This window comes from Streptomyces sp. NPDC088194 (assembly GCF_040702025.1).
GTDB lineage: Bacteria > Actinomycetota > Actinomycetes > Streptomycetales > Streptomycetaceae > Actinacidiphila.
The window spans coordinates 35157-49316 of sequence record NZ_JBFBIV010000041.1 but is presented as its reverse complement, the minus strand read 5'-3'; the positions used below and the strand labels follow the sequence as shown (position 1 = coordinate 49316).

The 14160-nt window shown below is 72.1% G+C and carries 9 protein-coding genes; 2 read left to right on the top strand and 7 right to left on the bottom strand.

What is annotated here, in order from left to right:
* Window positions 1-31: 31 nt before the first annotated feature.
* The 7 genes from AB0399_RS22825 to AB0399_RS22795 all read right to left on the bottom strand — a co-directional run bounded on the left by AB0399_RS22825 (window position 32) and on the right by AB0399_RS22795 (window position 8749).
* Window positions 32-664, bottom strand: a complete 633-nt coding sequence (locus AB0399_RS22825) for a cyclase (RefSeq protein WP_366412583.1) — start codon at window positions 662-664, stop codon at window positions 32-34.
* Between the two features lie 407 nt (window positions 665-1071).
* Window positions 1072-2019 carry a carbohydrate ABC transporter permease gene (locus tag AB0399_RS22820; RefSeq protein WP_366412582.1) on the bottom strand — a complete coding sequence of 316 codons (948 nt, stop codon included), beginning with the start codon at window positions 2017-2019 and terminating at the stop codon, window positions 1072-1074.
* Window positions 2016-2912: a sugar ABC transporter permease gene (locus AB0399_RS22815; RefSeq protein ID WP_328468771.1), complete on the bottom strand. Its 897-nt coding sequence runs from the start codon at window positions 2910-2912 to the stop codon at window positions 2016-2018. Before AB0399_RS22815 ends, AB0399_RS22820 begins: the two co-directional genes overlap by 4 nt.
* 142 nt (window positions 2913-3054) lie before the next feature.
* Complete coding sequence (locus tag AB0399_RS22810) at window positions 3055-4359, bottom strand: extracellular solute-binding protein (RefSeq protein ID WP_366412581.1); 1305 nt, start codon at window positions 4357-4359, stop codon at window positions 3055-3057.
* Between the two features lie 113 nt (window positions 4360-4472).
* Complete coding sequence (locus tag AB0399_RS22805; RefSeq protein ID WP_366412580.1) at window positions 4473-5570, bottom strand: substrate-binding domain-containing protein; 1098 nt, start codon at window positions 5568-5570, stop codon at window positions 4473-4475.
* Between the two features lie 160 nt (window positions 5571-5730).
* A complete protein-coding gene (locus tag AB0399_RS22800) occupies window positions 5731-7755 on the bottom strand; it encodes a PQQ-binding-like beta-propeller repeat protein (protein WP_366412579.1) in 2025 nt (674 codons plus the stop codon).
* Window positions 7756-7894: 139 nt separating this feature from the next.
* On the bottom strand, window positions 7895-8749 hold the full coding sequence (locus AB0399_RS22795) for a heparin lyase I family protein (RefSeq protein ID WP_366412578.1): 855 nt from the start codon (window positions 8747-8749) through the stop codon (window positions 7895-7897).
* 535 nt (window positions 8750-9284) lie between these two features.
* On the opposite strand from AB0399_RS22795, the gene AB0399_RS22790 reads away from it, so the two are divergent.
* Both AB0399_RS22790 and AB0399_RS22785 read left to right on the top strand, forming a co-directional pair.
* On the top strand, window positions 9285-12896 hold the full coding sequence (locus AB0399_RS22790) for an alpha-N-acetylglucosaminidase TIM-barrel domain-containing protein (RefSeq protein ID WP_366412577.1): 3612 nt from the start codon (window positions 9285-9287) through the stop codon (window positions 12894-12896).
* A gap of 51 nt (window positions 12897-12947) precedes the next feature.
* Window positions 12948-14144, top strand: coding sequence for an ROK family transcriptional regulator (locus AB0399_RS22785; RefSeq protein ID WP_366412576.1), 1197 nt, complete (start codon window positions 12948-12950; stop codon window positions 14142-14144).
* Window positions 14145-14160 lie beyond the last annotated feature (16 nt).

Genomic DNA, 14160 nt, shown 5'->3' with positions numbered 1-14160 from the left:
CCGGGCCCGTCGCCCGTGCCGTGCGCGGCTGTCAGGAGACGGTCGTCGAGGTCAGCACCGGGTTCGGCGAGGGGTAGCAGGCGGTCGGCGCGTTCACCGTGAAGATGCTGGAGGTCACGTTCGCGGTGAAGGTCAGGCCGGGGCTGGAGTAGCTGCTGCCGGCGAGTTGGGTCTGCACGGTGGTGCCGGAGGCGCCGGCGGTCAGGTCCAGGTTCAGCGTCGGCAGCGTGAAGGTGCTGCCGCCGCTGATCGGGCCGGGCACGGTCAGCGCGATGGTGCCGCCGCTCACCGAGACCGACGGGGCGCCCGAGCCCAGCCCGGAACCGCCGCTGAGCGACTCGCCGGTCAGCGTCGCGTTCGCCGGCACCGGCGCGGTCAGCTTCAGCGAGCTGATCGAGTTCACGGTGTTCCCGTTGACGGACGAGGGAACGGTGATCGCGTCCGGGGCCAGCGACACGGTGAAGGCGCTTCCGGCGGCCACGGAAGCCGGCGCGGTGCCGTTGACTCCCGCGTCGATGGTGAAGGTCTCCGCGGAGACGATCGGCGGTGTGGCCTGGCAGGCCAGGCTCAGCGGGTTGTCGGCGGCCGACGCCGCGCCGGAGGACAGCCCGAGCGCGGCGACCACGCCGAGCGCGGCCACGGGCAGGGCATAACTGGTGCGCATGTGTCTCTCCTGTTCCGGGACCCCGGCCGCTTCGTCGAGGCCGGGGCTGTGGGGGGGATGGGGGACCGGGCACCGAGGCGATCGTCAGGTTCATGACATGTTCACGGTGACCCACGTCGGAATATCCATCTGCCGACCTCCGTGGTTAAGGGGGCGTTTCGGCCGTTGTCCCGCCCTCCCCGGGGCCGCGCATTGCGGCGTTCGACCAGGTCGCCCCGGGCGGGCGAGGGCGAGCCGCCTGCGCTTTCCGATGCCTGGCGGCCGTGGTGCGGGAGCGAGGCGCGCGGAAACGCGTGTGGCTGAAAGGGCCACCGTGACGTGTGAGGAGAGCGGGGAGGGCGGGGCCGGCTGCTTCGTCGACGCCGCCCCCGGACCGCTCGACGTCCGCGGGGGGGCTTCCCGCCCGGCTACTTCACCGCGCCGGCGGTCATGCCGGACTTCCAGTAGCGCTGGAGCATCAGGAAGAGGACGACCAGCGGGGCCACCGAGACCAGCGATCCGACCACGGCCAGCAGGTAGTCCTGCGGGTGCCCCTCGGACAGCGCGGAGGAGTACCAGACGTACAGGCCGAGGTTGACCGGGTAGAGCTTCTTGTCCGACAGCATCACCAGGGGCAGGAAGAAGCTGTTCCAGATCTGGGTGAACTGGAAGAGGAAGATCGTCACCGAGCCGGGCGCGAGCATGGGGAAGGCGATCCGGCGAAAGGTCCTGAACTCGCCCGCGCCGTCCACCCGGGCGGCCTCCAGCACCTCGCCGGGGACGTAGGACGCGCTGAAGACCCGGGCCAGGTAGACCCCGAACGGGAACACCAGGCCGGGGACGAACACGCTCCAGTAGGTGTTCACCAGGCCGACCTTGGCGGCGATCAGGTACAGCGGGATCGCCATCGCGGTGCCCGGCACCATCACGCCCAGCAGGACCAGGGCGAAGAGCTTCTCCTTGCCGGGGAAGGCCAGCTTGTCGAAGGCGTACCCGGCGGCGACGCTGAGCACCGTCGCCAGCAGCGCGCCGACGCCCGCGTACAGGACGGTGTTGCCCATCCAGCGCAGGTAGACGCCGTCCTCGGTGGTGAACAGGTACCGCAGGTTGCCGAAGAGCGCGAAGTGGCGGCCCGGCGCGAATCCGTTGGTGGCGAACAGGTCCTGGCGGCTCTTGGTGGACGACAGGACCAGCCAGAGCATCGGCAGCAGCGTGTACAGGGCGGCGAGCCCCAGCATCGCGGTCACCCCGGCCCTGGACAGCAGGAGCGACGGACGGCTGCCGGGTCGGCGCGGCCCGCGCCGGACCGGCGGCTTCCCGCCGGTCGGCGCCGGGGCCGCGGCGGGCGGCGCGCTGAGCGTCGTGGGCTCGGTCATGGCTGCCTCCTGCGGCGCGGAAAGCGGGTGACGAGGAACGACAGGGCCGCGGCGAACAGCGCGATGAGCAGCGAGGCGGCCGCGGCCAGTCCGAGGTCGTCGCGGGTGAACGCGGCGGTCTGGACGTACATGTTGGGCGTCCAGCTGCTGCCGATCGCGCTGGAGGCGCTGTAGATGACCTTCGGTTCGGTGAAGAGCTGGACCGAGCCGATCACGGTGAACAGCACGGCCAGCGCGATGGCCGGGCGGATCATCGGCACCTTGATCGACAGCGCGGTGCGGATGCCGCCGGCACCGTCGAGCCGCGCCGCGTCGAGGGTCTCGCGCGGCACCGCCTGGAGCGCGGCGTAGAAGATGACCATGTTGTAGCCGATCCACTCCCAGACGGCGATGTTGGCCGCGGAGAACACCGCGTTGTCCGCCGAGAGGAAGTCGACGTGCAGGCCGGCCGACCCGAGCAGGTCGATCACCGGGCTCAGTCCCGGCGTGTAGAGGTAGACCCAGATGAGGGCCGCGATCAGGCCGGGCACCGCGTGCGGGAGGAACAGCGCCAGCTGGAAGAAGGCGCGCGCCTTGACCAGGGCCGAGTCCAGCAGCAGGGCGAGGACGAGCGCGCCGCCGATCATCACCGGGAGGTAGACGGCGGCATACGCGGCGATGGTGAGGAAGCCGTTCCGGAACGCCGGGTCGGAGAGCGCCCGCGTGTAGTTGTCCAGGCCGGCGAAGACCTGCTGGGTGCCGCCGAAGCCGAGGCCGGAGGTGCGGGTGGTGAACAGGCTCAGCCAGCCGGCGTAGACCAGCGGGGCGAGCACGACGGCGCTGAAGAGGACGAAGAACGGTGCCAGGAGCAGCGCGGCGGTACGGCGCTGGGCACGGACGGACGGGCTGGCCATACCGGCCTTTCTCGACGGGAGAGCGCGGAGGGGGTGCGGGGCGGGGACGGGACGGGGGCCCGGGCGGGTGTGCGGGAGCAGCACCGGCGCCCGGGGACCGGGCGGGTGTCCGGCGGCCGGACGGGCCCGCGCGCCGCGGGTGCTACGGGACGAGCTTCATCCCGCGGTGCCGGATGTCCTTGGCGGTGTCCTGCTGCGCGCCCTTGAGGACGTCGAAGAGGTTCGCCTTGCCCTCGGCGACCTTCGGGAGCTGGTCGACGATGGCCGTGTTCGTGGTGCCCATGTCGGGACCCCACGTCCAGCCCGGCTTGACGGCGTCATAGGACGCGCCGGCCACCGCGTACACGTCCTGGCCTCCGAAGTAGGTCGTGGGGAAGGCCGCCTTGGTGACCGGTACGAGCTTGGGGTCGGCGGGGAACATGCTGCTGGTGCCGCCGGAGACCCACGCCTTCATGCCCTGCGGGTCGGTGGTGATCCACTTGATGAACTCGGCCGCGGCCGCGCTGTTCCCGGCGCCCTTGGGGATGACGAACGACGAGCCGCCGTACATGGCGGAGGCCGGCTTGCCGTCCCAGGTCGGGACCGGTGCCACCGACCACTTGCCGGCCTGGTCGGCGACGGTCGCCTGCTGGGAGCCCGCGCACCAACTCGCGCAGACGTAGGCGACGGTGCGGCTCTGCTGCACGCTGGTCCAGAACGGGTCGAGCGAACTCAGCGAGCTGACCAGGTCCTTGCGGGCGAGGTCGCCCCAGAAGTCGGCCACCTTGCGGGAGGCCGCGTCGTCGAGCGACACCTTCCAGGCGTCCTTGTCCGTGCCGAACCACCGCGCACCGGCCTGCCAGGCGAGGCCGGTGAACAGGCTGGGGTCGTCGGTGTAGAACACGCCGCCGCGGGCCTTCGGATCGGCCTTCTTGACCTGCTGCGTCATGTCCCGGTACTGGTCCCACGTGGTGGGGACGGAGATCTTGTGGTCCGCGAAGAAGTCCTTGCGGTAGTAGAGCATCAGCGGCGCCGCGTCACGGGGAACGCCCCAGGTGCTGCCGCCCAGTTGGACCAGCCGCTGGACGGAGGCCGGGAAGTCGGTCCTGACCAGCGAGCCGAGTGACCCGGGCAGGCTCTCCAGCATGCCCTGGGTGGCGAACTGCGGCAGTTGGGGGTACTCCACCACCGCGACGTCCGGGACGGTGCCGGCCCGGACCGCGTTCGTGAGCTTGGAGTAGTACTCCTGGCCCGAGGGCATCGACTCGAAGCTCACCTTGATGCCCGGGTGGGTCCGGTTGAATGCCGCGGCGACCTTGTCGGAGCCCTTGACGAAGGACCAGAAGGTGACCTTCCCGGTGTCCTTGCCCGCCGCGGACCCGCCGCCGTCCGAGTTCCCGCATCCCGTGACGAGCAGGCCGAGTGCCGCGACGGAGCAGGCCAGGGCTGCCAGTCGGCTACGAAACATGATGTGCCACCGATCGTTCGCTTGGGTGTCACCGCAAGTATTCGCTACACACGACAGCCAGTCAATGCATATGATTTCGAATGAAGAAAACGAAAGCAAACGCTATTCGTCGGTCAGGCGCCGGCCTGAAGGTCGGCACCGCAGGAGGCCCGCACCCGCAGCTGCGGGCGGAGCAGGATCTCGGCGAGCGGCGCGGAAGGGTCGGCCCGGCGGCGCAGCGCGAGGTCCAGGGCCCACGCCCCCACCGCCTGCTTGGGCGGGGCCACCGCGGTCAGCGGCACATCGCTCAACTCGGCGACCTCGTCGTCGTAGGTGACCAGCGCCAGGTCCTCCGGCACCCGCAGCCCCCGCGCGCGCAGGATGCCCACCAGGGCGATGGCGTCGATGTCGTTGTGCACCAGCGCCGCCTTGACCTCGCCGGCTTCCACCGCCCGCACCACCTCCTCGAAGCGCGCGTCGGCCGCGGTGGCGTCGCCGCTGGTGTCGATGAGGTACTCCGGCCACGGCGTCAGCCCGATCGCCGCCACCGCGTCGGCGTAACCGGCGCTGAGCAGCGGGGTGTTGGGGCTCTCCACCCGGGCCACCAGGGCCACCTTGTCGTGGCCGAGCCCGGCGAGGTGGCGCACCGCCAGGGCCGCGCCGTAGGCGTGGTCGGAGGCCACCTGCTCCAACTGCCCGGCCCGCAGCCCCACCCGGCGCTCCACGAGCACGGCCGGTGTGTCCAGGCCGCTCAGCCACTCCTCGGCCTCGTCGAGCGGGCGCAGCCCCGAGTGCAGCATCAGCAGCAGGCTGTCGACGCCGCCGGCCAGGAGCTGGCGCACCTGTTCCTGGTTCTCCGCCAGCGACTCCCCGGAGACCGCCAGCACGACGCGGACGCCGAGCGGGCGGGCCGCGTTCTGGACGCCGCGGATCACCTCCGCGTAGTAGTAGCCGCCCGGCGGCACCACCAGCCCGACGGCATGCCGTTCACCGGCCGGCGCCGGGCCCGCGGTGGATGCGGTGGCAGCGGTGGCAGCGGGTGGCTCGGCCGGGGCCAGCGCCCTCGCACCGCCGTGCACGCGCGTGAGCCGCCCGCGGCCGGCGAGTTCCCGTACATCCTGGCGCAGCGTGACGGCGGAGACGCCCATCTCCGCCGCGAGCTCCTTCACGGTGATCGAACCCTGGCGCTCCACAGCACGCAGAATCGCCTCACGCCGTTCCTCAGCCAACACGTTCAGTCCTCTCTCGGCACGAGCGTGAGCCGTCCACCTTCACTCGACAACCGAAAGATATCAATCAAAGGTCGATACGGCCGGGGGCCGGCGGCTTTCGCCGCCGGCCACGGCTCGGCGTACAGCGGGAAGCGGGCGCCCCCCGTCAGCGGGCGACCCGTCAGCGGGCCGGCCGGTCATCGACCTCGACGAGGTTGCGGCCGCGCAGGGTGTAGAGCAGACCGCCCTGGGCGTTGACGTGCGGGCCGCTGTACCAGGCGCCGTCGATGCCGGCGACCACGGTGCTGACCGCGAACGTCCGCGGGTGGACGCGGAAGAGCGTCGTTTCCGAAACCCCGTAGACCGTACCGCGGTTGACGACCATGGCGGCGAACCCCGTGCAGACGGCGCTCACATCGGCGGTGTGCACCAGCGTGCGGGTCCTGACGTCGATGACGAACAGCCCGCCCTTCCTGCCCAGCCCGTACAGGTACCGGCCCCGCACGGCGAGCGCGGCCACCCCCGCGGGCTGCCGCGGGTCGATCCGCCACCGCTCCCGCCCGGTCACCGGATCGACGGCGACGACGGCGGGCGCCGGTCCCCCGGCGGCCGCGTTGTCGCCGCCCAGGTACGCGACCCCGCCCTCGTTCGCCACCGCCCGGACCATCTGGACGTCGTCGATCGGGTTGACGTAGGAGGCCGACTTCCCGGTCCTCGGCGCGTACGTCCACAGGGCGCCGCCGCCCTCGGTGTCGGACTGCACGGCCACCAGGAGCAGTTGGTTGACCGGGTCCCAGGACGTGTCCAGCGGGCGGTTCTGCTGGCTGGGGAAGTCCGCGACCTGGTGCGGCTGCGCGTTCCGGGCGGCGGGGTCGTACCGCCAGATGCCCTGCGCGTCGTACTGGCCGGTGTACAGGCCGCCCCGGATCACCTCGGCGTCCTTGGCCTCGCCGGGCACCAGGAGGTTGACGACCTCCCCGGTCCTGCGGTCGTGCCGGGCGACACCGCCGTTGCCGCCGACGTAGACGTACCCGCCGCCGGCCGCGATGCCCATGCCCAGCTGCGGGCCGGCGGGCGCGCCGGCCGCCAGCAGGTCGGTGACCACGGACGTCTTCGCCGCCAGGTCGATCTCGGCGACGAAGCCGTAGCCCGAGACGACCTCCAGGTCCCCGTCGACGCGGTCCAGGCCCCAGATCTCGCCGAGGTCGGGCCCGGAGAACGTGACGGGCGCGATCGTCCGGTCCGCCTTGGTGTACGCCTGCACCCCGGACTCGGTGGCGAAGTAGACCCGGTCGTCGTCCCAGGTGAACGACTTGATGGTGTCGCTCTGCGTGGTCACCAGGGTGTAGGAGGACAGGTCCTTCAGTTCCATCACGGCGATCTTCCCCGGCTCCACGGCGCCCGAGGTGCTGGCCAGCAACTGGTCCCCCATGACGGCGAGTTCCCGCATGCTGGGGTCCTGCTCCATCTCCTTGGGCACGATCGAGGCGAAGGTGCGCGCCGCCCGGTCGTAGGCGAACAGCGACGCGCGGCTCGCGCCGCCCCCGCCGGCGAGGATGCTGCCCGCGCCGAAGAAGACGGCGTCCCGCGAGGCCGCGACCGCCCTGGCCAGCGTCGCGTTCGGGTCGGGGACGCCGAGGTTCGTGACGGCGCCGGTGGCCGGGTCGTACTCCCACAGGGCGGGCGCCTTGCCCGGCAGGCCGCCCACCGCGTAGACGGTGCCGTCGGGGGCGACCGCGAGATCGCGGATGTCCCGGTCCTCGGTCCGGCCGACGGCGACCGCGGGCTGCTCCGGCGTCGTGAGGTCCCAGCGGAAGAGGTTCGGCCCGCCCTGGTCGGCCTTGAGCAGGACGCCGACGTAGAGGTAGCGGCCGGCGGGGTCGGCCGCGAGCGCCTGGATGGAGGGCTCGGGTTCGGCGTCGATGGGGGTGTGCGCCACCACCTTCCGGGTCGACCGGTCGAACCCGACCACGCAGGCGGGGTCCAGGTTGCGTGACCCGACGTAGACGGTGTCACCGACCAGCAGCCCGCTCATCAGCGAGAACTGGACGAGACCCGGGCCCAGGTCGGTCACCGTCGTCCGGGCCCGCCCGGCGGTCGCGGCGTCGGCCCGGCCGGCGAGGACGGACTCCGCGGCCGCCGCCAGCCCCAACGCGCCGCCGGCCTGCAGCAGTCGGCGCCTGCTCAGGGAAGCGTGGTCGGTCATCTGTACTCCTGAAGGTGTCGGATCTGGGGGTTCTGGGAAATCTGCGAACTCTGCGAACTCTGGGAACTCATGTCGCGGGTTCGGATCGCCGCCGCACGGAGCGGGTCGGCGTCCCTGGACGAGCGGGCACGGGCGCGCGTCACGACAGGTCGAAGACCCGGATGTCGTCGTGCTCGACGATCCGCGTGGGGACGTCGCCGTTCGCGATCGACTCCGACGGCCGGTACAAGCCCCACTTGAGGTAGCCGTGGTCGGTCGGTTTCGCGGGCTGATACGTGCGGATGTCCTCCCACGCGGCTTCCGGGACGTAGTCGCACTGGCCCGGGAGCTGCACGGAGACCCTGAAGTAGCCGGTGTCGTCGGTGGTCCAGTCCGCGTCCACGCGGAAGTTCATCCACTGGTCGACGTAGGGGCGGAAGTCGGGCACCACGGTCGACTGCCGGTCCATCTGCGGCGACCTGAACGCGATCGCGTTGCGCTTCGTCATCAGGTAGAACGCCGGGGGCTGGGCGTCTCCGTACTTGCCCTGGAAGACGATGTCGCCCGTCTCGCTGTCGCCCGCCGTGTACGGCTGCCAGTCCTTGAGCAGCACGCTGAACTCGTAGCGCTGCACGTCGCCGACGTTGAACTGCCCGTTCTTCAGCTGGTCGGTGGCGCTCTCGCTGCGCGGGGCGCCGTCGGAGACGTATCCCGGGTCGTCGAGCGTCACCTTGTGCTGGACCGCGTACGAGCTGTCGTGTCCGGGCCGCACGACAGCGGAGGCGTCGGGGGCCGTGGCGTGCGTGGTGGTCAGGCCCGGCACCCCCGAATCCAGGGTGCCGCTCTCGTAGTCCACCTGCAGGATCTCGGTGGCGGTCGGTCCGGCGGCCGACGTGGCCGCGGCGCCGGCGCACGCGGTGGTTCTCTCGTCGGCCTGCGCGGCATGGCACAGCAGGACGGGAGCCAGCAGAGCTCCCGCGCACCACGTGGTCGACATCTTGCGCAGCTTGGTCATCTCACCCCTCGACAGTTCGGCACGGCGGGTGGAGCCGGTCGTGAGGACGCCAACGCCACTCCGCAACGCGGCAACGGCCGCCCGAAGCAACCGAACCGTGAATTCTCGGCGCTCAAGCGACATCACTCGAATGCATATCGAGTGCACTTGCGTTGGCTGCATGGTGGCACGCCGTTCATCGATATCGAAAGACTGGCGACACACATCCATCAGATCCAAGGTCATCACGGGTCCCACGGCTTCCATATCCGTGACAACTATTGCCCTCCATCATCGAATCCAAGCCAGGACCCATATCCCGGTGCCTTCGTTCGATGGGAAACGACATGGAACGAAGGGTCGACGGCAGGGATGCGGGCGCGCACCCTCGCCCGTGGACCGGCCGCGGCGACCGAGGGGGCGCGACGGCGCGGCGGGCGAGGATCGGCCGAAACTCGTCCCCGCGGTGCCTGTGCAGTCTCTTGACGCTAAATGGCATGAACCGCTCAACTATTCGCATGGATAGGAAGAGACACTTCGTAATGCGAGCCAGGCCGTGATCGCCGGCATCCGCAGTCCCTACCGCCGGGCGCTCGCCGCCCTGTCCGTGCTGGCCGCGGGCGCGGCGCTCATCGCCGTGCCGGGTACCGCCGTGGCGGCTGCCGCGCCGGCCACCCCCACCTCGGCCGCCGCTCCCCACGCCGCCCCCGCCTCCTCCCCCGCTCCCACCTCCGCTTCGGACGCCTCCGCCTCCGACGCCTCCACCGCCCCCGCCTCCTCCGCCGACGCCTCCGCCATGGCGTCGGCCCATGACGCGCTGGTCCGCCTGCTCGGCACGGCCCACGCCGCCCAGGTCGACCTCCGCCAACTGTCCGGCGGCGCCGACCGCTACCGGGTCGAGGCGCTGGGCGGCCACCTGACCGTCAGCGGCACCACCCCGGCGACCGCGCTGCGCGGCTTCGGCACGTATCTGCACGACGTCGTGCACGCGGACTTCTCGCTCGACGGCGACCAGGCGCACCTCCCGGCGCGCCTCCCGCTCCCCAAGGCCCCGCTCACCGGTGACGCCGTCGTGGCCCACCGGTTCGCGCTCAACGACACGAACGAGGGGTACAGCGGCCCGTACATGACGTGGAGCCAGTGGCAGCACCGGATCGACGTGCTCGCGCTGGACGGGATCAACGAAGTCCTGGTCTACGAGGGCCAGGACGCGGTGTACGAGCAGACCTTCGAGAAGTTCGGCTACACCGCGGCCGAGATGCGCTCGTGGATTCCGCAACCCGGCCACCAGTCGTGGTGGATGCTGCAGAACCTGTGCTGCCTGGGCAGCCCGATCCCCCAGGAGCTGATCGACTCCCGCGCCGCGCTCGGCCGGCAGATCACCTCCCGGCTCCGCTCGCTCGGCATGACCCCCGTGCTGCCCGGCTACTACGGCACCGTGCCACCGGACTTCGCGCAGAAGAACGCGGGCGCGCACACCATCGCGCAGGGCACCTGGAACGGCCTGAAGCGGCCGGACTGGCTCGACCCCACCGGTGCGGACTTCGCCGCCGTGGCCGCGGAGTTCTACCAGGCGCAGACCCGGCTCTTCGGACCGAGCACGATGTACAAGATGGACCTGCTGCACGAGGGCGGCCAGGCCGGCGACGTGGACATCCCGGACGCCTCCCGCGCCGTGCAGGACGCCCTGGAGAAGGCCCACCCCGACGCGATCTGGGCCATCCTGGGCTGGGAGAACAACCCGTTGCAGGCCACCCTCACCGCGGTCGACCAGTCGAAGATGCTCGTCGTGGACGGCAACTCCGACCAGCCGAACATCACCGACCGGGACCACGACTTCGACGGGGTGCCCTACGCCTTCGGCACCATCTGGAACTTCGGCGGCCACACCAACCTCGGTACCAGCCTGACCACATGGAACACCAAGTTCCACCAGTGGCTGGCCCGGCCGGGCACGGCGCTGAACGGCATCGCGATGATGCCCGAGGCCATCGACAACAACCCCGCGGCCGTGGAGTTCTTCTCCGACCTGGCCTGGGAGCCGACCGCGGTCGACGTCCACCCGTGGTTCGCCGACTACGCCACCGCCCGGTACGGCGGGAGCGACCCGCACGCGACCGCCGCCTGGGGCATCCTGGCCGACACCGTCTACTCCTGGCCGGCCACCAATGACACCAAACACGTCACCGGCGTCTACGAGTTGCAGCCTTCGCTGACCAGGAGCGGCGGCTCGGTGGACTACGACCCCGCGCAACTGCGCGTGGCCCTGAGCGACTTGCTCGCGGTGCGCCCGTCGCTGCGGACGAGCACCGCGTACCGCTACGACGTCGTGGACCTCGCCCGGCAGGTGCTCGCCAACGACGGGCGGACCCTGCTGCCGAAGATCCGCACCGCCTACTCCGCCCAGGACCGAGCGCTCTTCGAGCAGTTGACCGGCACGTTCACCGGCGAGATGAAGCTCCTCGACCAACTGCTCGGCACCGACGGCGACTTCCTGTTCGGCTCCTGGCAGGCGGACGCCGCGGCGCAGGCCGGTTCGCCGGCCGAGGCGGCGGCGCTGCAGTACGACGCGCGCTCCCTGCTCACCCAGTGGTCGAAGACCGGCGTGATCCAGGACTACGCCGCCCGCGAGTGGAACGGCCTGGTCGGCGACTACTACCTGCCGCGGTGGCAGAAGTACTTCGACGGCCTCGACCGGTCGCTGCGCACCGGCGAACCGGCGCCGGCCATCGACTGGATCGCCGTCGCCGAGCAGTGGGACGAGAAGACCACGCAGTACCGCAGCACCCCGGCCGGCGACGCGCACGCGCTCGCCGAACGGGTCGCCGACCTCCCCTCGGGCACCCTGGCGCTCGACTCGGCGCAGTCGGGCGCGGCACCGCGCGGCACCGTCCGGGTGACGGCGACGTTCGCGAACGGCAACCCGGTGCGCGCCGCCGGGCAGCCCGACTTCGTCCTGCGGGCGCCGGCCGGGTACCGCGTGCGGCCGGTCAGCGGGCCGGCCTCGACCACCGTGCCCGTGAACGGTACGGCGAGCCGGAGTTGGGACGTGACGATCCCCGCGAGCGCCACCCCCACGACGGTGGCGCGACTGTCCGCCCGGGTCACCTGGGCCTCGGGCAGCGCGCACGGCGCGGCCACGGCCGGCAGCGGCGTGCTCGTCGCCGGACCCGTGTCCGACCCGTACCGCACCACCGCCACCACACCGTTGACGGTGGCCCAGAGCGGGTCCACGCTCGCCCTCGCCGGGGGCGGCGCCGACCAGTACAAGGGCTCCGACGAGTACGGCACCGTCTACCGCCCCGGGCTCCTCGCCGACCGCACGTCGGTGACGACGCAGGTGCGGGCGCAGGGCGACAGCGCGCCCTACGCCCGGGCCGGCCTGGTGGTCTCCTCCGACCTGTCCGCGCCGGGCTCCGGCGGGTACGCGACGCTGGCGGTCACTCCGGAGCACGGCTGCATGCTGAGTTGGGACTCCGACGGGGACGGCCGGCTCGACCACTACCTGGAGGACGACGGGCTCACCGCACCCGCGTACGTCCGGATCAGCCGGGCCGGCGACACGGTCACCGGCGCGTGCAGCACCGACGGCACGAACTGGGCGGTGGTCGGATCGGCGACGGTGCCCGGCATGAGTCCGGCCGAGGACGCGGGCGTGGACTTCTCGGCCGTCAACCAGAACACCCACCAGAGCGGATACGCCGTCTTCCAGGGCCTGACCGTCTCCGCCTCCACGCCGCGCGACACCTCAGGGGACCCGGTGGTGAGCGTCGGCCGGCCCGCGACCGCGCTCTCCTCCGAGGCGGGCAGCCCGCCGTCGGCGGCCGACGACGGCGACCGGACCAACCAGCGGTACTGGGGCGGGGTGATCGGCGACGCCGGCACCTGGTGGCAGGTCGACCTCGGCTCGGACCAGCGGCTCTCGTCGGTGAACGTACGCACCTACGTGGACGGAAAGCGGTACTACACCTACCTGTTGGAGGGAAGCACGGACGGCACGCACTGGTTCTCGCTCGGCGGTAAACTCTCGACCGCGGTGGCCGCCGACGCCGGGGACAGCTACGCGATGGACGCCCGGGCCCGCTACGTACGGGTGGTCGGCCTGTCCAACTCGGCCAACGGCACGTTCCACTTGAGCGAGGTGACCGTGCGGGCCGCCGCCAACTGACGCTACTGACGCCGTGCCGCCCGCGGGCGCCGGAATCCGGGAGGCCGGCACGTGACGCACGGCGCCACCGGCACCGCCGTACTGCGCGAGCTCAACCGCATCGCGGTGCTCGACGCGGTACGGCGGGCCGTGCCGGTGCCGTTGCGCATCGCCGAGATCGCCGACCGCACCGGGCTGGCCCGGCCCACCGTGCGGCAGGCCGTCGACCTGCTGATCGAGCGGGCGTGGCTGGTCGCCGTACCGGGTACCGAGGACCGCTCGGTCGGCCGGCCGGCCACGCGCTTCGCGCTCGACGGCCGGTCGCGTCCCGTGCTCGGGATCGACGTGGGGCCGCACCGGGTCACCGCGGTGGTGGCCGAGGTCAGCGGGCGCCGTCTGGCGACGGTCCGCAAGGTCGTCGGCCGGTCGCGCGCGGCCGACGTCCTGTCCGCGATGGACGCCGCCGTACGGTCCGCGCTCGCCGAGGCGGGAGTCGACGCCGGGTCGGTGGCCGCGGCCGCGGCGGGTTCGCCGGGACTGATCGACGCCGCGACCGGCACGGTGGAGCTCGCGCCGAGCGTCGCGGGCTGGCCGTCGCTGGCGATCGTGGAGCGGGTCCGGGCCGTCGTGCCCTGCGCCGTCCACCTGGAGAACGACGCCAACCTCGCCGCGCTCGCGCTGGCCCGCGCGCAGGACGACCCGGACGGGACGCTGCTGGCCGTCCAGTGGGGTGAGCGCCTCGGCGCCGGGATCGTGATCGACGGCCGGCTGCACCGGGGTTCGCGGAGCGCGGCGGGCGAGATCGGGTTCATCGGGGAGAGCGCCCGCCTGGTCACGGCGGGCGGGCGCGGCGAGTTGGAGAGCCGGCTGTCGTCCGAGGCGATCGGCCGGCGCGGTGTCGAGGCGGCCGCCGCGCACCCCCGGTCCGTCCTCGCCACCCAGATCGCGGCCGGCACCGACCCGGCCGCCGCCGTCTTCACCGCGGCCACCCGCCGCGACCGGGCCGCGCTCGCCGTCGTCGACGACATCGCGGGCACCTTCGCCAGGGCGATTGCCCCTGTGGTCCTCGCCCTGGCGCCCGGCGCGGTGGTGATCGGCGGCGGGGTGGCCCGGGCGGGCCCGGTGCTGGCCGACGCCATCGCGGGGCATCTCGCCGAACGCGTCCTGGTCTGCCCTCGGGTCTCCCTGTCGGCGCTCGCCGAGGACGCGGTCGTCTCCGGCGCCATCCAGCTGTGCACCGACGAGGTCTGGGCCGCCGCGCTGACCTGACGCCTCGTCCTGTCCC